This window comes from Longimicrobium sp. (genome assembly GCA_036387335.1).
In the GTDB taxonomy this organism is placed as follows: Bacteria; Gemmatimonadota; Gemmatimonadetes; order Longimicrobiales; family Longimicrobiaceae; genus Longimicrobium.
Map to the genome: position 1 here is coordinate 1 of DASVTZ010000191.1, position 19006 is coordinate 19006.

At 70.7% G+C, this 19006-nt stretch carries 16 protein-coding genes; 7 read left to right on the forward strand and 9 right to left on the reverse strand.

From position 1 onward, the window contains the following. From VF647_19010 to VF647_19035, 6 genes are all read right to left on the reverse strand, one after another. Nucleotides 1-1696 (reverse strand): carboxypeptidase-like regulatory domain-containing protein (locus VF647_19010; GenBank protein HEX8454186.1); only part of this gene is annotated, 1696 nt, incomplete at its 3' end. A gap of 2 nt (nucleotides 1697-1698) precedes the next feature. Then, nucleotides 1699-2121 (reverse strand): PDZ domain-containing protein, encoded by a 423-nt coding sequence (locus VF647_19015; protein ID HEX8454187.1) that lies wholly within the window; start codon nucleotides 2119-2121, stop codon nucleotides 1699-1701. A 37-nt stretch (nucleotides 2122-2158) separates the two neighbouring features. Next, on the reverse strand, nucleotides 2159-2821 hold the full coding sequence (locus VF647_19020) for a DsbA family protein (protein HEX8454188.1): 663 nt from the start codon (nucleotides 2819-2821) through the stop codon (nucleotides 2159-2161). 108 nt (nucleotides 2822-2929) lie between these two features. Continuing rightward, nucleotides 2930-3166, reverse strand: coding sequence for a hypothetical protein (locus VF647_19025; protein ID HEX8454189.1), 237 nt, complete (start codon nucleotides 3164-3166; stop codon nucleotides 2930-2932). A gap of 497 nt (nucleotides 3167-3663) precedes the next feature. Then, on the reverse strand, nucleotides 3664-4293 hold the full coding sequence (locus VF647_19030) for a hypothetical protein (protein ID HEX8454190.1): 630 nt from the start codon (nucleotides 4291-4293) through the stop codon (nucleotides 3664-3666). A gap of 136 nt (nucleotides 4294-4429) precedes the next feature. Next, nucleotides 4430-5554 carry a VLRF1 family aeRF1-type release factor gene (locus VF647_19035; GenBank protein ID HEX8454191.1) on the reverse strand — a complete coding sequence of 375 codons (1125 nt, stop codon included), beginning with the start codon at nucleotides 5552-5554 and terminating at the stop codon, nucleotides 4430-4432. 185 nt (nucleotides 5555-5739) lie between these two features. Here VF647_19035 and VF647_19040 point away from each other — a divergent pair, with 185 nt between their 5' ends. Further along, nucleotides 5740-6279: a thioredoxin family protein gene (locus VF647_19040; GenBank protein ID HEX8454192.1), complete on the forward strand. Its 540-nt coding sequence runs from the start codon at nucleotides 5740-5742 to the stop codon at nucleotides 6277-6279. A 640-nt stretch (nucleotides 6280-6919) separates the two neighbouring features. Here VF647_19040 and VF647_19045 read toward each other — a convergent pair. The 3 genes from VF647_19045 to VF647_19055 all read right to left on the reverse strand — a co-directional run bounded on the left by VF647_19045 (nucleotide 6920) and on the right by VF647_19055 (nucleotide 10329). Beyond that, nucleotides 6920-8209 carry a tetratricopeptide repeat protein gene (locus VF647_19045; GenBank protein HEX8454193.1) on the reverse strand — a complete coding sequence of 430 codons (1290 nt, stop codon included), beginning with the start codon at nucleotides 8207-8209 and terminating at the stop codon, nucleotides 6920-6922. A 30-nt stretch (nucleotides 8210-8239) separates the two neighbouring features. Continuing rightward, nucleotides 8240-8779 (reverse strand): hypothetical protein, encoded by a 540-nt coding sequence (locus VF647_19050; protein HEX8454194.1) that lies wholly within the window; start codon nucleotides 8777-8779, stop codon nucleotides 8240-8242. 170 nt (nucleotides 8780-8949) lie between these two features. Then, the gene (locus VF647_19055) at nucleotides 8950-10329 is read right to left on the reverse strand and encodes a sigma-54 dependent transcriptional regulator (GenBank protein HEX8454195.1); all 1380 of its coding nucleotides are present in this window, start codon (nucleotides 10327-10329) and stop codon (nucleotides 8950-8952) included. A gap of 139 nt (nucleotides 10330-10468) precedes the next feature. On the opposite strand from VF647_19055, the gene gspG reads away from it, so the two are divergent. From gspG to VF647_19085, 6 genes are all read left to right on the forward strand, one after another. Further along, nucleotides 10469-10915, forward strand: a complete 447-nt coding sequence (gspG, locus tag VF647_19060; GenBank protein ID HEX8454196.1) for a type II secretion system major pseudopilin GspG — start codon at nucleotides 10469-10471, stop codon at nucleotides 10913-10915. A gap of 364 nt (nucleotides 10916-11279) precedes the next feature. Continuing rightward, the gene (locus VF647_19065; GenBank protein HEX8454197.1) at nucleotides 11280-13745 is read left to right on the forward strand and encodes a S8 family serine peptidase; all 2466 of its coding nucleotides are present in this window, start codon (nucleotides 11280-11282) and stop codon (nucleotides 13743-13745) included. 577 nt (nucleotides 13746-14322) lie between these two features. After that, a complete protein-coding gene (locus tag VF647_19070) occupies nucleotides 14323-16779 on the forward strand; it encodes a S8 family serine peptidase (protein ID HEX8454198.1) in 2457 nt (818 codons plus the stop codon). Nucleotides 16780-16960: 181 nt separating this feature from the next. Continuing rightward, entirely contained in the window at nucleotides 16961-17335 is a 375-nt protein-coding gene (locus VF647_19075) for a prepilin-type N-terminal cleavage/methylation domain-containing protein (GenBank protein ID HEX8454199.1), read from the forward strand. After that, nucleotides 17332-17937, forward strand: a complete 606-nt coding sequence (locus VF647_19080) for a prepilin-type N-terminal cleavage/methylation domain-containing protein (protein ID HEX8454200.1) — start codon at nucleotides 17332-17334, stop codon at nucleotides 17935-17937. Before VF647_19075 ends, VF647_19080 begins: the two co-directional genes overlap by 4 nt. Further along, nucleotides 17934-18953: a type II secretion system protein GspK gene (locus VF647_19085; protein HEX8454201.1), complete on the forward strand. Its 1020-nt coding sequence runs from the start codon at nucleotides 17934-17936 to the stop codon at nucleotides 18951-18953. Before VF647_19080 ends, VF647_19085 begins: the two co-directional genes overlap by 4 nt. The last annotated feature ends 53 nt before the right edge of the window (nucleotides 18954-19006 follow it).

A 19006-nucleotide genomic window follows, 5' to 3' on the forward strand; every position in this document is an offset into this window, starting at 1 on the left:
CGAAGATGGCGGCGTAATCCGACGACATCTCGCCGGTCTGGCCGCCGAGCGAGCGGGTGAAGCGCTGTGCCCGCCCGGCTTCGAGCTCCGCCAGGCTCGCGAAGGTGAAGGTGCCGGACGCGTCCGCTGCTCCGCGCCGCACGACCCGCTCTGCCTGGTACGCGCCGCCGAGCAGGATCTGGTGCCCGCCGTTCAGGGAGAGCGTGAAGCGCTCGGCGGCCTCCAGCGCGGAGCGGTCCTCGTCCGGAATGGAAAAGGGCGCGGCCCCGAACGACACGAGTGTGCCACCCACGCCGGTGTCCTGACCCAGCCACAGCCTTCCCGTGGGACCCTCGTACGTTCGCAGCGAGCGCTGGGTGCCGCCGGAACGGTACACCGTCAGGTCGTTGCCCGCGCGCCCCATCCGGGAGACGAGCTGTGCGAAGACCCCGCCGTCCTTCCCCTCGTCGCGCCCGCCGCTGGTGATGGCGAGGGGGGAGCCCAGAGCGCCGTCGGATCTCCGGGCCCGGCCGTCCAGGCGCAGGGTGGCGGTGTGGTTGGCGCCGGGCAGAAAGTCGATGCGCGCGATCGTCGAGGCGGCATGGGTCCGCCGCTCCCCGCCAGCGCCCTCGCCGATCCCGAACCCCCGGATGAGCTGGAGAAATCTCCGCAGCGAGTCGGGTGAGATTCCGTAGCGCAACGCTTCCGCGCCCGCGGGATCCAGCGGTGAGCTGAACGAGCTGCGCGTGGTCGCCTGCACGGCGCCGTACACGAACAGGCGTCCGCGCACGAGGGGCCCGCCACCCCCGCCTCCCACCTGCGCCCAGAGGGGCCCCGCCGCGCCCGAGGCACCGGCCGGGCCGGCATACTGCAGGCTTGGATGCTGGATGGAGGTACGGAACACCCCGCCCCACAGGTTCGTCCCGCTCAGGGTGCGGCCGGCGATCTCGCCCCCCGTGAACTGCCCGCGCGACACGTCATACGGGTGGGCGAGGACGCCCGCGGCGGCCATCGCCTCCGGAGGAAGCGAGCTTGCATCGAACCCGGCGCCATCCACCGTGACGCGGTTGCCGGAAGGAGGCTGTCCCGACACGGAAATCGCCCCCGCACCGGACGGCACGTACTGCCCCGAAATACCCGATGAACCGGCGAGATCGCCCGGATCGCCGGGGTACGCCGCGGCGCTGTGCCCGCTCAACGATGAGAGGCCGCTGCCTGGAGATTCGCCCCGCCGCACGGGCACGGGCGCTCTTGCGGGAGCCTGCACCAGCAGCGGATCGAGCGTGTAGCCCCGCTCTTCGGCCGCGGTGAGACGCACATTGTGCGGAGCCGGCCCGGCCAGCACCAGCGCCGTCGCGGCCACGTACCCTTCTTTCTCCACCGTCACCACGTGCTCACCCCGCACGTCCAGGTGGTAGCGCCCCGCCGCGTCCGTGCGCGCCGACACCGCGAGTCCGCCCGCCGACGGACGCGCGGTAACCTGTGCGTCCGGCAGCGGCTTCCCGTCCGGGCCGGTGACGACCCCCGCGATGTACGTGGCGCCGCCTGCGTCCTGGGCGAGGGCCGGTGCGCCGCCGGACACCAGCAGGATTGCCGTGAGGCATGCCCCCGCGACGAACCGCATCCGCCGCAGCCAGCTCGCCGCCCCCGGCAGGTGGACGCGGTCGCCCCACCGCCCACGGCGGGGGCTGCCCGTGCGGATACGGCTCTGCCTCACCCTCAGGAGCCGCCGCGGGCGGATGGCTGGGGGGCGGGAATGCTCGTGATGGTCACGTCACGCGTGCTGTTGCCGCGCCGGATCCTGAACACGTACACCTTCCCCGGCCGGCCCACGAGCGATTCGGGGTCCCGCCCGTCGGTTCCGTTCACGAGCAGGATCACGTCTCCCGCCGCGACCCCCAGCTTCGCCGCGGGCGACCCCGGGTCGACGGACCGGACCGTCGGATAGGTCGCCCATCTCATCCCGCCTCCCGGGGAAAACCGCGGCTGTCCGCTGAGATAGATCCCGGTGTACGGCACGCGGGCGCGCGCGCCCGCGGACCGCGTCTGGCCCTGGGAGACGCTGGGCGGAGCCCCCGGCTGGGCCGCGGCGGCATCCGCACAAGCCGCAAGCAAGATCAAACTGAACACGATCCGCGTCATCACCGCTCCATCGTCTGGGTGGATGTACACCGCGCCCTCAACGCCCGGCGCTCTTCAGCTCTCGCTCCACCATGGCCTCCAGCCGGGCCAGCCCGGAGGAGGTGAGGAGCGTCCCGTTCACGATCAGCGCGGGCGTCCCGGACACCGCGAGCCGTTTCGCCGCGTCGACATCCTGCTCGATTCCCGCGGCGGGGGCTTCACTCGCCATACACTGCGCGAGCTCCGCAGGGTCCGGGACGCCCGCGGCAGCCGCGAGAGTCGTCCACGGGATGCTGCCGATGGAGTCCTGATGGGCGAACAGCGCGTCGTGATACGCCTCGAAGCGCCCCTGCCTTCCGGCGCACTCGCTCGCCGTCGCAGCGGATTGTGCGTGGGTGTGGTACGGCAGGGGAAGATGCCGGTACACCACCGCGACATCCTCCGGGTGCGCCTGCCTAATCGCGCGCAGACGGCCGGACATGGTGCGGCAGAAGGGGCACTGGAAATCGGAGAATTCGACAATGGTGACCCGCGCGCCTGGCGGTCCCATCCGCCGCCCGCGGGCGTAGCTGCGCCAATCGGGGACGGGGCGAGTGTCCTCGGAGTATTGGGCGGCCGGAAGGCTCGGTGGCGCCAATTCCCGGCGGATCGCCAGTCCCGTCACGGTTAGCGCGCAAAGCACGAGTATCGCCGTCGCGGTGTTCGCAAGGAGCTTGTTCACGCGTGCTCAGCGAAGGAGAGATGAACGCGGCACCATCAGAACACCGGTCGCGGCTGGACGCTCTGGGGACCTGCTCCGATGCGTGCCCCCAGAGCCCTCGCTAGACGCTCAGCTCGGCGCCGGGATGCACTCGATGTTGGTGATCTGGCAGGATTCCACCGTGTAGGTGCATCGCGCCCAACCAGACGAGCAGTAGCCTGCGGCGTACGAGCAGTACTCCTCGACCGACGCGCGGCAGTCGAACGCCTCGGAGCTCGCGTCGGCCCGGGCGGGGCTCGCGAGCAGGCCACCCCCGCAGAGGATGGTCAGGAGCGAAGCGAGGCACATCTGGGTTCTGCTCGGCATGGAATCCTCCGTCGTAAGTGACCGCGGCGTCAAGCAAACGCTTTCCGCCAATCCACGATCAGCAGCATAACCGGAGGAGTTTCCCGAGTCAATGATACTGTCGCATTCTAATCTCCCACAACGCCGAAGTCTATGCGGGTCAGCTGTTTTATGGCCGGCCTATACGGCGCGGCGAGCGCGCGAGCGCCGCGCCGATACCCTGTAGGGGCGCGATTCATCGTCGATTCATCGCGCCCGTGCCCCGCCATACACCGCACATTGCCGCCGCGCGAGACCGCTTCAGCGGTCTTCCCGTGGTTCCAGCCGGGGGCTTCAGCCCCCGGCGTGGCCCGCGCGACCCCGGACCCCGCTCCCCGCTCCCCGCACCCATCCCGCCTCGGAGCCTGCGTAGGCAGGCTTCCCGCGGTTGTTGCAGCGGTTTCAACCGCCGGCCCCGCCCTTCACCCGCCTGCTCACACTTTACCTCACCCACACCCCCACCCACTCCAGCACCCCCCTCACCCCTGCGCCTGCGCCAGATAATTCCCCAAGATCCGGTTCGTGGCGTTGAGCACCGCCAGCGACGCGGAGTGGTAGAGGTTCTCGTTGGCGAGCGCGGCGCCGATCAGCGTGCGGCCGTCCGGGGTGCCGCCGCGCAGGACGGCGACCACCACCTCGGCGTCGAAGGCGCGGAAGCCCTTGATCCCCACCAGATCGAACTCCACCCGCCCACCCAGGATGGCGTGCAGCGAGCGCAGCGTGGCGAGGGCGGCCAGGCGCAGCTCCAGCGGCGCGCCCCCCTCCCCCTCGACGACCTGGCGAAACGACTCGCCCGCCCACTCCAGCTCCACCTCGGCGATCGCGCGGCCGGGGCGGGGCTGCGTGAGGCGTGCGGATACGAAGCGCACGCGGCGCCGCGGCTCGGCCGTGGGGAGGAAGGCGAGCTGCACGTCGGCGCCCACGAAGCCCATGCGCGCAAGGATGCCGCGGGCCAGCGCCTCGATGGGGCCGCCGTCGCCGCGCTCGCAGATCAGGTAGATGGAAGGAGACGATTCGCCGTCGACCACCGCGCGGCGGACGCCGGCCACGGACTCCAGCTCGGCGCGCAGGCGCTCGCGCCCGGCCTCGTCCAGCATGGCTGCGGGCATGGGGGGATTTGAACCGGAAGGAATTGGGAGGTGAGTGGCGAACGTAGCAGCGTTTTGTTGCAGTTGTCAAGCGGCGGACAGAAGTGCGGGGCCCGGAGACGCTCGTCCCCGGGCCCCGCCTGTCACCCTCGAAGGCTCAGAAGCGGAGCAGCGCGCCTGCGCCCTTGAGCTCCTGCACCTCGGCGGCGGCGGCGAAGGCGATCTGCACCCCCTGCCCTTCCGCCATCCGCACCATCTCCTCCACCACGTCCACCCCTTCCAGCGTGGACGAGCCGTCGTACGGGCACGTCTTCAGCTCGCGCGCGAAGACGAAGCCGCACTGGCCGCAGCGCACCCCGTCCTGCCGGTGGTCGCTGGCCAGGACGAGCGTGTCCACCTTGCCTTCCTGGAGCGCGGTCAGCGTCCCCTGGAACCCTGCGGTGGCCAGGTAGTCGTGCGCCACGCGGTCCTTGAGCTGCTCGACCACCTCGCGGTTGTGGCGCTCCAGGTCGGCGCGCAGGAGGGGCTCCAGCTTCTCCATCACCCCGGCGGCGGGCTCGTCCACCCACATGTTGCCGGTGTGGACCACGCGCTGGAGGATGGAGTCGGAGAGGAACTCGCGGAACTTGGCCGTGTTCTCCTCGGTCCCCAGCAGCACCAGGTCCTGCGGGTGGTAGCGCTCCACGAACTCCTCCACCTCGGCGGCGAAGTCCTTGAAGAAGTGCCGCATCTCCTCCGCCTTGCGGCGCTGGAGGCGCGACTGCGAGTAGCCTCCCGCCTTGACGTGGCTGGGGATTGGGAGCGGGTCGCCGTGGAGCTCGATCTCGTCCAGCAGCGAGCCCAGGTACACGCTCAGGATGCGCACGTGCTCCCGGTCCAGCAGGATGACGCCGTAGTGGTGGTAGCTCTCCAGCACCTGCGCCAGCGGTCCGACGACGGGACGCTCGCTCACCACCATGCGGTTCTGCACGGGGACGGGAAACTGCATCGCCTCGAAGTAGTCGCCGCCGACCTCGGCGTAGATCACCACGCCGCGGTTCGACTGGTCGAAGTCGTCCGCGATCCACGTGCGGATGCGCGCCGCCAGCTCGTCCACCGCCGCGCCTTCACGCTGGATCAGCTCGGGCTCGATCTCCTCGAGCTGGGCGCGCTTCTGGCTGAGGAAGACGTCCCACTGACGCTTGTTGTTGTGGTTGACCGACATGTCGAGGAAGAGCGAGATCACGGGGCGACCGCCCGGCTCGCGGGAGATGAGCCTCTCGAGGTCTTGCTTGGTAATCATACCATCCTGTGTTGAAGGAGGCGGAATCGGCCGCAGGTCCGCCCTGCGCGGCGAGCGTGCGGCTCGGTGCAAAAGAGGAGCCAGTGCCCCCCCGCTTGACGCCTCTGCTACCTTCCGGTGCCCCCGCGGTGTACCGGGGCGCGCGGTGCCGCCGGGCTCCGCCCATCTGACTGGAGGATAACGAGATGACCGACCTGGACTACCGGGCGTTCTGGGACGAGGGATGGACCTGGGCCGACTACCTGGGCAACGAAGTGCGCGAGCACCGCGACCTCTGGCTCGCGGTCGACAGCCGCGCCGTGGTCCCCGCCTGGGCCGCCGATGAGGCCGCCGCGATCGGCGACGGCTGGAAGCTGCTGGTGATATCGGAGGACTGGTGCGGCGACGCTTCCAACACCGTCCCCGTGATCGCCAAGCTGACCACGATCGCGCCGGGCCTCGAGCTGCGCGTGGTGAAGCGCGACGAGCACCCCACGCTGATGGACCGCCACCTCACCAACGGCGCGCGCTCGATCCCCCTCGCCGTGGTGCTGGACCGCGACTTCCGCCCGGTCGGCCAGTGGGGCCCTCGCCCCTCGGAGCTGCAGGAGATGGTGCTGCGGGAGAAGAAGGCCGCCCTGCGCCCCCTCTCCGAAATCTACCGCGACGTCCGCCGCTGGTACGCCCGCGACCGAGGCGAGAGCACCCTGCGCGAGATCCTCGCGGTGGTGAAGCAGGCCGCCTGACGAACAACGGCCTCACGCGGAGACGCGGAGCCGCGGGAAAGAACCGCACGCCCGTGCCTGTCACTCGCACCTGTCATCCTGAGTGACGCGCCGCCCCGATCCCGACCGTTCACCGCCCTTCGGCGCGGAACGAAGGATCTACTGCGCGTTTCGCGGCGCCGGGGGCGACACGCCTTCCTACGCGGCTCACGCAGGGAAAAGCCAGAGGCACGGAGAGATGTTCTTCTCCGTGCCTCTGTTTCTCTGTGCAGCCCAACCATCCCGGTGCATCGCCAAGCACAGCGCCGGGTCGAGCACGGGCAGCCACGTGGGGCTGCCCCTACGGACATCGGTGCGCGCGGCGGCGGTCGAGGCGCGGCGAGGTCGACGGGAATCGGTGCGCGCGGCGGTAGTCGAGGCGCGGCGAGGGTGGGCAGACACGCGCGTCAACGAACATCGGTTCGCCTGGCGGTGGTGGAGGCGCGGCGAGGGTACGCAGACACGCAGGTCCACGGACATCGGTGCGCGTTGGCGGTGGTCGAGGCGCGGCGAGGGTGGGCGCGATAAATCGCGCCCCTACGACGGATGCGGACCGGGAGTCCGCGGAGGCGGACTTTGTGCTGTTGTTGCCGCGAGTTTACTCGCCCGGTCTGAGGGGGCCTCAATCCCCTGCACCCACCTCCTCCATGTCCGAGGCGAGGCGGGCGAGCTCGGGGGCGAAGCCGAGGGCGCGGTAGATCTCGCCGGCGGCGTCCAAGTAGGCGCGGGCCTCGGAGGGGCGGTTGCAGCGCGCGTGCAGGACGCCGTAGTCGTGCAGGATCGCCGCTTCGCTCTTGTGCGGCAGGCCGCGCTCGCGGCACACCCGCAGCGCCTGCTCGTAGAACACGAAACCCTCCTCGTCCCGCTGCGCGCGGGCGACGGAGCCGAGCAGAAGGTACACGTCCACCAGGTCCGGCACGAAGCGGTTGAGGATCGCGATCTCCTCGGCGCGGCGGGCCTCGTCCTGCGCTTCCAGGAGGCGGTCCTGCGGTACGAGGGCGCCGCCCAGGTTCACCCGCAGCGTCACCTCCCAGTCCGGACCCGGTCCGCGCGCCAGCGCCTCGCGGAAGACCTCCTCCGCCGCCAGCGCCTCGCCGCACTCCACCAGCAGGAGGCCGCGGTTGTTGAGCCAGTACAGGAGCGGGTCCTCGGCGCCGGAGGCTTCGATCCGCTCGCGGGCGCGGTCCAGCAGGCGCTCGGCCAGGGGGAGCTTCCCCTCCAGCATCGCCAGCACGGAGAGGTTGGTGTAGAAGGGCCACTCCACCGAGGGGTCGTCCAGCCGGCGGGCGATCTCCAGCCCGCGCTCGAACCAGGCGCGGGCCTCGGGACGCTCGCCGCGGTCGTCGCACACGTTGCCCAGGCCCTGGCAGGCGACGGACTGGCCCGTGTCGTCGCCCTGGGCCACGCTCAGCCGGTGGCTGCGCTGGTACCACTCCCACGCCTCGTCCAGCCGCCCCGCCGCGCGCGAGCTGCGCCCCAGGCGGCGCAGCGCCAGGATCTCGGGGTCCTTGTCCCGCAGGTCGCGCGACACCTCCAGGGCGAGCGTGTAGATCTGCTGCGCCTGCTCCAGCCTGCGCTCCCCCTCCTCCACCTCGCCGGCGCGCACCAGCGCGCGCGCCGCCCCCGCCGCGTCCCCCTCGCCCTGCAGACGGACCGCGTCGATCACGAGGGCGAAGAGGCGCTCCATCCGCTCCTGCGCGCGGGTGACGACGGCGGGCACCAGCGCCGCCAGGCGGTCCGCGTCCAGCACCCGCTTCCCCACCGTGGAGTACTCCGCCGAGCGCGCCCAGAGCTTCTCCCGGTCCGTGTGCGACGCGCCGATGAGGGCGTCGCTCAGGGGGAGAAACTCATCGCCGAGTGGAACGAGCGCGAGCGCGCGCTCCACCAGCAATTGCGTGGCGGGCCGGGACACTTTGACCTGTGGGGTGGAAGGGGCCGGCGGTCAGCCGCCGGCCATGACGTACTTGCCCGCGTACGCCGAGAAGTGCGGCGTCTGGCCGGAGAGCACCGTGCCCAGCACGTTGACGCTGCCGCCCAGCGAGGTCCACCCGCCGTTCTCCCAGCGCGCCACCTCGATGGGGCTGCCGTTCAGCGAGACGCCGGTGAGGGGAAAGCGGAGCGTGACCGGGGTGTTGAACTGGATGCCGTGCGGACCGAACTCCGCCATCACCCGCTTGGCGAGCGCCGGATCGGTGGGGAGGTCGATGGTCACCACCGTGTCGGCCGGGAGCGCGCCGGCGGGGATGTCGACGCGGAAGCCGTTCAGCTCCACGAAGCCGCCGTCGGCCGCGCTGATCCGCTTCTCGGCGTGACGCGCCCCGGCAAGGTTCGGGAGCGACGAGAAGTGGAGGAGCGTGGTGACGTCGGCGGCACCCAGCAGGCGGCCGGCGTCCGGAGTGGGCGCGAGCGGGGAGTTCTCGGTGCAGCCGGCGAGCAGAAGCAACGAAGCGAGCGCGGCGCTGAGGGAGCGTCGAAGGGTCACGGACGGTTCCTTTCCGGAGTGAGCGAGAGTTCCGGCTGGCACAGATAGCACGTGCCGTGCCCGCGCCGCGCAACGCCGAAATCGCGGAAATCTCCAGCGTTCACGCGGCGAATCGGCCACGAGGCGCCGTGTGCGTGCGGAGGGCGCTGCACCAAAACGGGGCAGCTTCACTAATCCAGGGAAGCGGATCCCTCCAGCCCGTACTCCCGCACCTTGCGCGTGAGGGTGTTGCGGTGGACGCCCAGCACCTCCGACGCGCGCCCCATGTGCCCGCCCACGCGCCGCAGCACCTCGCGGATGTGCAGCCGCTCCACCGAGGCCAGGTCGAGGTCCGGAGAGTAGCCGGCCAGCGGGGAGCCGTCCGCCTCGGCGGGGGCGGCGGCGTTGAGCTGGTCGGTGGGTAGGTGGTCCGGCAGCAGCACCGAGCCGTGCGACATCAGCACCGCGCGCTCCGTGACGTTGCGCAGCTCGCGGATGTTCCCCGGCCAGTCGTGCTGGTGGAAGCGCTCGAAGACGGAGCGGGCGATGGCGCGGATGGGCCGCCCGTAGTGCGCCGCGTGCCGCGCCACGAAGTGCTGCGTGAGGAGGTCCAGGTCCGGCCCGCGGTCGCGCAGGCGCGGCAGCTCCAGCGTGACCACCGCCAGGCGGAAGTAGAGGTCCTCGCGAAAGGTCCCTTCGGCGATGGCGCTGCGCAGGTTGCGGTGCGTGGCGGCCACCACGCGCACGTCCACCGGGATGCGCTCCTCGCCGCCCACGCGCTCGATCTCGCGCTCCTGCACGGCGCGGAGGATCTTGGCCTGCAGCGCCAGGCTCATGTCGCCGATCTCGTCCAGCAGCAGCGTCCCCCGCTGCGCGCGCTCCCAGCGGCCGATCTTGCGGGCGATGGCGCCGGTGAAGGCGCCCTTTTCGTGGCCGAAGAGCTCCGACTCCAGCAGGTTCTCGGGGATGGCGGCGCAGTTGATGGCGACGAACGGCCCCGCCGCGCGCGCGCTGTTGCGGTGGATGGCGCGCGCCACCAGCTCCTTCCCCGTTCCGCTCTCGCCCAGGATCAGGACGGTGGCGGAGCTCGGCGCCACGCGCCCCACCATGCGGAACACCTCCAGCATCGAGGGGCTCCCGCCGATCGCGGAGTCACCGTCGCCCTCTTCGCCCGCGGCGTCCAGGGGGACCACTTCCTCCGCGTCGGAGACTTCGCGGAGGAGGGCGGCGAGCTCGCGCACGTTGGGTGGCGCGGCCAGCACTCCGAGCACGCCGAGCCGCGACGCCTCCACCATGAGCTGCATGGTGGGGCGCGACGCGGTCAGCACCAGCGCACCCGGCTCCACGCCGCTGGACACCATCCGCTCCACCAGCGCCAGGTCGGCCGCGGGAAAGTCGAGCGAGAGGACGACGGCGCCCCACCCGCCCGCGCGGAGCCGCTCCAGCCCCTCGGAAAGGGTGGCGCAGGGGTGCACGCGCGCGCCCGTGCCCAGCGCCTCGCGCGTGGCCTCGCGCACGGCGTCGCCGGAGGCGGCGAGCGGGTCGATGACGAGAACGGCGGGAGCGGCCACGCGCTCGGGGGCACCTGGGGAGCGGAACGGGGGAACGCCGCAATCTGAGGCGGCGCGGGGGAGTGTGCAACGCTTGCGGGCACACGCGGGGCCGCGTAACCTGTGGCTGCACCCGATTCCCGTACCTCTGGAGAAGACCATGCAGCGAGCCCACCTCCCCGCGCGGCGCCTGGACCGGGCCGGCATGACGCTGATCGAGATCATCGTCGTCATCGTGGTGCTCGGCATCCTGGCGGCGGTGGTCGGCACGCAGGTGTTCGGGCGGGTGGGCGAGAGCCGCACGCAGGCGGCGCGCACGCAGATCGAGCAGTTCGGCATGCAGCTCGACCTCTACCGTCTGGACAACGGCCGCTACCCCTCCACCGAGCAGGGCCTGGCCGCGCTCCGCACGCGCCCCACGACGCCCCCTGAGCCGCGCGCGTGGAAAGGGCCCTACGCCAAAAAGGACATCCCGCCCGATCCCTGGGGCAACCCGTACCAGTACCGCTTTCCCGGCGAGCACGGCGACTACGACCTGGTCTCCCTCGGCGCGGACGGCAAGGAAGGCGGCGAAGGCGAGGACGCGGATCTTGTGAGCTGGAAGTAAGCCCAAATTACTTCTGACTCAACGGCGCGGATGCCCAATGTGGGTGTCCGCGCCGTCTTCGTATTGCCTCACGCGGAGACGCGGAGACACGGAGGAGAACGGCCGGAGGGTCAGTTCTCCGCGGCTTGCAGTTCCCTCCGCGGCTCCGCGTGAGGCTTTTTCAAGTCTGCATCGGTATGGTGAAGATGGGCCGCTTCCTGCACCAAAACAGTGAAGGCGCCGGATGCGAGAAATGGCGAACTGAGGCTAAGTGCTTATCCTGCAACGCGCAGCGAGTAGGGCACGCGCGGACCACGTCGTGCTAAGAGGGGCGGGCGCCGGGCCGATCGTCGCCAATCGCCACCTCTCACCCTCCGGGGGAGCCATGCTCCGTTCAGCACCACGCCGGTTGCTGCTGCTGGTCGCCGTCACGCTGCTCTGCGCCACCAACGCGGTCGCGCAGGCCATTGATCCCGCACTCAGGAACGTCCTCGCGTCGGCCCGCACGGCCGAGGTGATCGTCACCTTCAAGGGGAACAGCGCCCCCGCGCTCCTCGACCTGAACGTGCTGCGCGCCGTCGGCATCACGGGCGGCACCACCTTCCGCTCGCTGCCGATGGTGGGGACGGTGGCGACCCTGGCGCAGGTGAACGCGCTGGCCGCGAACCCGCGGGTGCGCTCGGTGTTCCTCAACAAGCGGCTGACGTACTTCAACTACGACGCGCGCCACCTTACGGGCGTGGAGCGGCTGCGGGCCAGCGCCGCCATGACCGCGCTCAACCGCGGCCTTCCCGTCACCGGCAAGGGCGTGGGCCTCTACATCGCCGACAGCGGCATCGACGCCACGCACCCCGACCTGCAGCTCGGGAAGAACGTCGTCCAGAACGTGTGGGCGCCGATCCAAAAGGATCTGGTGGGCGAGGAGACGGGCTTCCGTCCCGTGATCGTGGTGGAGAACCAGCCCAACACGGACAACGGCGGCAGCGGGCACGGCACGCACGTGGCCGGCATCTCGGGCGGCACCGGCCAGGCGTCCGCCGGGCGGAACTCGGGGGTGGCGCCGGGCGCCAGCCTGGTGGGCTACGGCTCGGGAGCGGCCATCTTCGTGCTCAACGCCATCGGCAGCTTCGACTACCTGCTGACCAACCAGGCGCGCTACGGCATCCGGGTGATGAACAACTCCTGGGGCTCCAACGGGCCCTTCTACCCGGACGATCCGGTCAACGTCGCCTCGCGCATCGCGGCGGAAGACCGCAACGTTGTGGTGGTGTTCGCGGCGGGGAACGGCACCTATCCCAACTCGCACAACCCGTACGCCCGCGCGCCGTGGGTGATCTCGGCGGCCAACGGCACCAAGTCCGGCACGCTGGCGGAGAGCTCGTCCAAAGGCACCCCGGGCGGGCCCAAGACGGTGACGGCCGCCAACGGCGAGGTCATCACCTGGCTCGACGAGCCCACGGTGACGGCGCCGGGCACGGACATCGTCTCCGTTCGCGCCTCCATCAGCGCCAGCACGAGCACGGACCCGTTCTACACGGTGATGAGCGGCACCTCCATGGCCAGCCCGCACGTGGCCGGCATCGCGGCGCTGATGCTGGAGGCCAACCCGCTGCTCACGCCGCAGCAGGTGAAGCAGATCCTGAAGGCGACGGCCACGCACATGCCGAGCGCGCTTCCCGGGGCGGAGGACAAGGGCTTCGAGGTGGGCGCCGGCTACGTCAACGCCTTCGCCGCCGTGCAGAAGGCGTTCGACCTGAGCACGCCGTTCGGCCGCATCCTGGACGGCTACGAGGTGCTGGGGCACGCGGAGATGAAGGTGCTGCGCGACCATGCCTTCGACTACAGCCCGCTGGCGCCCACGGGGAGCTACAAGCGCACCTTCTCGGTCGAGCCGGGCGCGGACCGCCTGGAGGTGGAGATCGCCTTCGACGGGCTGGAAGTTCCCGCGTACGGCAGCGCGGCCAACTCGCTGACGCTGGACGTGTACGATCCGCAGGGGAACCGCTACTACACGTACGACCTGCTCTTCGCCGTCTACGGCACGAACCGGCTGGTGGTGGTGGTGCCCAATCCGTCGGCCGGCACGTGGACGATGGAGACCAAGATGTTCACGCTGCTGGGCACGGAGGGGAACCTGGCCGCCGCGCCGGACAAGGTTCGCGAGCAGGTGCGCACCTTCACCTTCGACGCTCCCGCGATCGCGGACATCCAGGGGAGCGCGGACCGCGGCGCCATCGAGTGGGCGCTGACCAACGGCTACATGGGGCTGTGCGCGGAGGGGGCGTTCTGCCCCGACCAGCCGCTCACCCGCATCCAGCTGGCCCGCAGCCTCACGCAGTTCGCGGCGATCCGGCAGTCGCTCCCCTTCAACGGCGGCGCCACCTTCAGCGACGTCGCCGAGGCGGACCGGCCGTTCGCGGAAGCGGTGGCCGCTCCCGGGGCGGCGCTCCGCGACCCGCAGTACCGCTACGGCGGCGTGATGGAAAGCTCGGGAAGCACCTTCAACCCCGGCAACGGCATCAGCCGCGGCCACTTCGCCCGGATCCTGGTGCGCGCCATCGGCGGCGAGGGTGCCGCGCTCGCCCACACGGGTGACGTGACGGTGGCCTACAACGGCCAGACGTACGTGGTGGCCGACCAGAACTCCATTCCGGCGGCGGTGCGCGGCCACGTGCACGCGGCGATCAACTCCGGGATGCTGAACGTGTTCTGGAAGATCGAGCAGGGTCCGCTCGACCCGGCGCCGGTGCTCAAGCCCTACTTCTTCCCGACGTCCGACGCGTCCGCGCCCGTGACGCGCGCCGAGGCCGCCGTGGCGATCTCCCGCTACCATACGCAGTTCTTCCAATAGCCCGCAACGCGGCGAGGGCCGGCGAGGCACGGAAACCAGTTCTCCGTGCCTCGCTTCCGTTCTGCCGCGCGACTCTGAGCATCTCACGATATACCCTCCCCCTTGTCATCCTGAGTGACGCGCGGCTCCGCCCTCTCCCATCACCGTACTTTGGCGCGGAACGAAGGATCTACTGCGCGTTCCGAGGGGTCTGGTGCTGCAACGCGGTTCCCGGCCTGGCTCCGGCTAGATCCTTCGGTCGCCGCAGGAAGTAATGAGAGACGGAGAGTCCCGTCCTGCGGCTCCCTCAGGATGACAAAAGGTGTTCCCTCCCGCGTCTCCGCGTCTCCGCGTGAGTCCTGTTGGTTGTCTGTGTCAGCAGTGCGTAGCAGATGTTGAACCATTTCAGTGACGGTGCATTAGAACGGTGAAGCGGTTTCACTGTTTTAGTGCAACAGGAAGATCCGAAGGGAGGTGCGAAAATCGTAAGCTGTTTATCGGGCGCAGGATAGCTCGGGCGGAAGTTTGGCGGCACACGTGCATTAAGAGGGGCCAGTCCAGAAGGACTCGTTCGCCACCCAACACGTGGAGCCCCCTGATGCACCTGCCGATGATCCGGCGACTGTTCGCGCCCGTAGCAGCCCTCCTCATCGCGGCGGCCCCCGGGTTCGCCCAGAGGATCGACCCGGAGCTCACCCGCACGCTGGCCAGCCTGCCCGCGGGGCGCACCGCGGAAGTGATCGTCACCTTCGAAGGGAACTCCGCGCCGGCCGTCGCCGACCTGGATGCGCTCAAGGCGATCGGCATCCGGGGCGGCATCACCTTCCGGTCGCTGCCGATGGCCGCCGTGCTGGCCACCGGCGACCAGGTGCGGGCGCTGAGCGGCAACACGCGGGTGCGCTCGGTGTTCCTCAACAAGCGGCTCAGCTACTCCAACTACGACGCGCGCCACCTGACCGGCGTTGAGCGGCTGCGCGCCGACCGCGCCATGACCACGCGCAACGGCGGCCTTCCGGTTTCCGGCAAGGGCATCGGCATCGTGATCAACGACTCCGGCGTCGACGGCACGCACCCGGACCTGCAGTTCGGCAAGAACCTGGTGCAGAACGTCCTGGCGCCGGTCTCGGGAAGCGACCTGGCGGTGACGGGCTTCGCGCTCGCCCCCGCGCTGGAGAACACGGTGAACACCGACCTCGGCAGCGGGCACGGCACGCACGTGGCCGGCACCGTCGGCGGCACCGGGCAGGCGTCGGCGGGCAAGCAGTCGGGCGTGGCCAACGGCGCCAACCTGATCGGCTACGGCTCGGGCGCCGTGCTCTTCGTGCTCAACGCGCTGGGCGGCTTCGACTGGACGCTGGCCAACCAGGGGCGCTACGGTATCCGCGTCATCACCAACTCGTGGGGCTCCAGCGGCGGCTTCGATCCGGACGACCCGATCAACGTGGCATCGCGCATCGCCAACGAGCGCAACATCGTGGTGACCTTCGCGGCGGGGAACGAGGGCTCGGCGCCGGACACGCACAACCCCTACGCCAAGGCTCCCTGGGTGATCTCGGTGGCGGCGGGCACCAAGACGGCCACGCTGGCCGACTTCTCCTCGCGCGGCCGCCCGGGCGGCGCCCGCACCGTGACGTCGCAGAGCGGTGAGGTCATCACCTGGTTCGACGAGCCGGCCATCACGGCGCCGGGCGTGGCGATCACCTCGGCGTACGCCCACACGGGCGCGCTGGGCGCCCTCGCGCCGGACCCCACCAACCCGTACTACACCGTCATGGACGGCACGTCGATGGCGACGCCGCACGTGGCGGGGATCGTGGGGCTGATGCTGCAGGCCAACCCGCTGCTCACGCCCGACCAGGTGAAGCAGATCATCCAGGAGACGGCCAGCAAGATGCCGGGCTACCGCGCGTTCGAGGTGGGCGCGGGGTACGTGAACGCCTACGCCGCGGTGCAGAAGTCCTTCGACCTGTCCACCCCCTTCGGCCGCACGCTGACGGTGGAGACGGTGCCGGCGCAGGTGCGCGAGGACGCGGCCTACGACAAGACGTTCGACTACTCGCCGGTCTCGCTGCCGGGCACGTACAAGCACACCTTCCAGGTGACGCCGGGCGCGAGCCTGCTGGAGGCCAAGATCGAGTTCCAGGGCGTGAACGTGCCGGCGGTGGGCAACGCGGGCAACCCGCTCCTCTTCGACGTGTACGACCCGAACGGAAACCGCTACAACGCCTTCGACCTGTACTTCGCGCAGAACGGCACCACGCGGCTGGTGCTGGTGGTGAACAACCCGACGCCGGGCACCTGGACGGCCGAGGTGAAGGCGCTCACTCCCAAGGGCCAGGAGGCGGGCAACTTCGCCACCTTCCCCGACAAGGTGCACGAGACGGAGATCCTGACCTTCATCACCCCGCCGGCCATCGCGGACATCCAGGGGCACGCGGCCCAGGGCGCCATCGAAGTGGCGCTGGTGAACGGCTACCTGGGGCTCTGCGCGCCCGGCTCGTTCTGCCCGGACGCGGACCTCACCCGCATCGACCTGGCCCGCGGCTTCACGCAGTTCGGCGCGGTGCGCCAGAACCTGCCGCTGGGCGGCGCCAGCACCTTTACCGACGTGTCCGCGGCGGACAAGCCCTTCGCCGAGGCGGTGGCGGCGCAGGGCGCGGCGATGCGGGACCGGGAGCACCGCTTCCGGGGCATCATGACCGGCAACGGCTCCAGCTTCGTGCCGGGCGGCACCGTCCTCCGCTCGCAGCTCGCCCGCATGCTGGTGCGCGGCATCGGCGGCGAGGCGGCGGCCGCGGCCCACAACGGCGACGTGACCTACACCTACAACGGGCAGACGTACGTCATCGCGGACCAGGCCCAGATCCCCACGGCGGATCGCGGCCACGTGCAGGCGGCGATCAACTCCAACATGCTGAACGTCTACGCCGAGATCGAGCAGGGTGCGCTGGACCTGACGCCGAAGCTGAAGTTCTACTTCCGGCCGACGAACGTGGTGAAGCGCGGCGAGGCGGCGCTGGCGATCGCCCGCTACCATGCGCAGTTCTTTCAGTAACTGAAGTGCTAAGTGCTAAGTCCTAAGTGCTGAGTCAACAGCGCACTCACGCACTGACGCACTCACGCACCGCAGTTCAGCACTTGGCACTTAGGACTTAGCACTCAGGACTTTTCCATGCGCCGGGGGTTTCCGCCCCCGGCGCATTGTCTATCCACCCCACCGGCTTTACTGTGTACGCGTGAAACGCTTTCCCTGGCACACCCCCGCGCAATCGCGCGCCGGGTTCACCCTCCTGGAAGTGATCGTCGCGCTCGCCATCCTGGGGACGGGGGTGGTGGCCGCGCTCGGCATCCTCGCGACCGGCACCTCCGTGACCGCGCGCGCCAGCACGCGCCTGCTGGCCACGGAGCTGGCGGAGTCGCGCATGGAGGAGACCCTGCTGCGCCCCGCCGACGCCCGTGGCCGCGACGAGGGGATGTTTCCGCCGCCATACGACGACTTCCGCTGGCGCACGCGCGTGGGGCCGGGGCCGGTGGACGGCACCATGTCGGTGGAGGTGTCGGTGCTGGGGAACGGCGACTCCGTGCACCTCGCCACGCTGCGCCGCCGATGAAGGGGCGCGCGGGGTTCACGCTCATCGAGCTGGTCGTCGCCCTGGCGCTGGCCGGGCTGGCGATGGCGCTGGTGGCCGGAAGCGTGCGCGCCGCGGTGGACACCGGCGAGCGGCAGTCGCGCGCGGTGGGGCAGGAGCATCGCGCACGCGTCACGCGCGAGTTCGTGCGCGAGGCGGTGCGCGGGCTGGCGGTGGAGCGCGCCGGGCGCGGCGATCTGGTGATCCTCACCACGGGCGGCTCGCGCGAGCGACCCATGGACCGCGTCGTCTTCTCCACCCACGGCGGCGCGGTGTTCGGGTGGGAGGGCGACCTCAAGGCCGTGCAGCTCCTGGTGGACGCCGACCCCGCCACCCCCGAGAGCGGCGTGGTGGCGCGCGTCCTCCGCACCGTTTCGGGCGCCGCGGTGGAGGAGACGCTGACCCTCCTTCCCGACGTGACGGGGATGCGGATCAGGATGCTGGACGCCGGCGGCGAGTGGCAGGATGCGTGGCCGGACGCCACCCGCGCCCCCGCCGCCATCGAGTTCCGCTTCACCGGCGGCGATGCGGAGCCCGGCGTCTCGCCGCTGGCCGCGCTCCCCCTGCGCGTGCGGGTGCCGTGAGGGACCGGCGGGGGATCGCGCTGGTAGCGGCGCTCTGGGCGCTCCTCCTCCTTGCCTCGCTCGGGACGGCGGTGGCGCTCACGGCCCGCCGCCACCTGTGGATGGTGGGTACGCAGGACCGCCGCGCCGCCGCCCGCTGGTCCGCCGAAGCCGGGATCGCCGAGGCCGAGACGCGGCTCGATTCCGTGCTCGTGGAGCTGATCACGCGCACCCCCGCCAACATCGGCGCCGCGTCGCTCGGTGCCGAGGAAGACCCGGCGATGCGCGAGCTTCGCGCCCGTGCCCGCGCGGCGCTGGAGACTTTCAACTCGCTGGACTCGGTGGTGGCGCGCGGCGGCGACCGGCGCCTTCCCAACGGCGCGGAGTACGCCCTCCGCGTGCACGACGTGAGCACGCGCCTGAACCTCAACGCCGCCGATGAGCCGGAGCTGCGCAGCTTCTTCAGGCAGTGGATCGTGGACGAGCGGGAGCTTTCCATCTTCGTGGAATCGCTCCTGGACTGGCGCGACGAAGACGACCTGGCGCGCGCCAACGGCGCCGAGCAGGCGTTCTACGCGCGCCGCGACGAGCGGGTGCGCAACGGGCTCCTCCTTTCCGTTCGCGAGCTGCTGCGGGTGCGGGGGATGACGCCGGAGATCCTGGAGCAGGTGGAGCCGTTCCTGGTGGTGCTTCCGTCGCGCCAGCTGCGCGTCAACGTGAACGCCGCGCCGGTGCCGGTCCTGGCCGCCATCCCCGGCTTCTCCCGCGAGATGGGGACGGCGCTGGTCTTCCGCCGCAGGGCGCAGGGCCCCTTCCTCTCCGCCGCCGAGATCACCGCGGACCAGACGCTCCGCTCGCTCTTCGATGCGGGCGCCGGCGGCCGCGCCATCAACGTGATCGCCACGCACCCGGAGGTCCTCGAAGTCTGGAGCGCCGGCCGCGCCTCCGAGGGCGAGTCCACGCACACGATCCGCACCCTCTACGCCGTCGACGGCGCCGCCCTCCGCCGCCTGGAGCGCGAGGAGGCGGACCGGTGAACATCCTGAACAGCAATCTCACACAGAGACACAGAGACACAGAGAGAGAACTT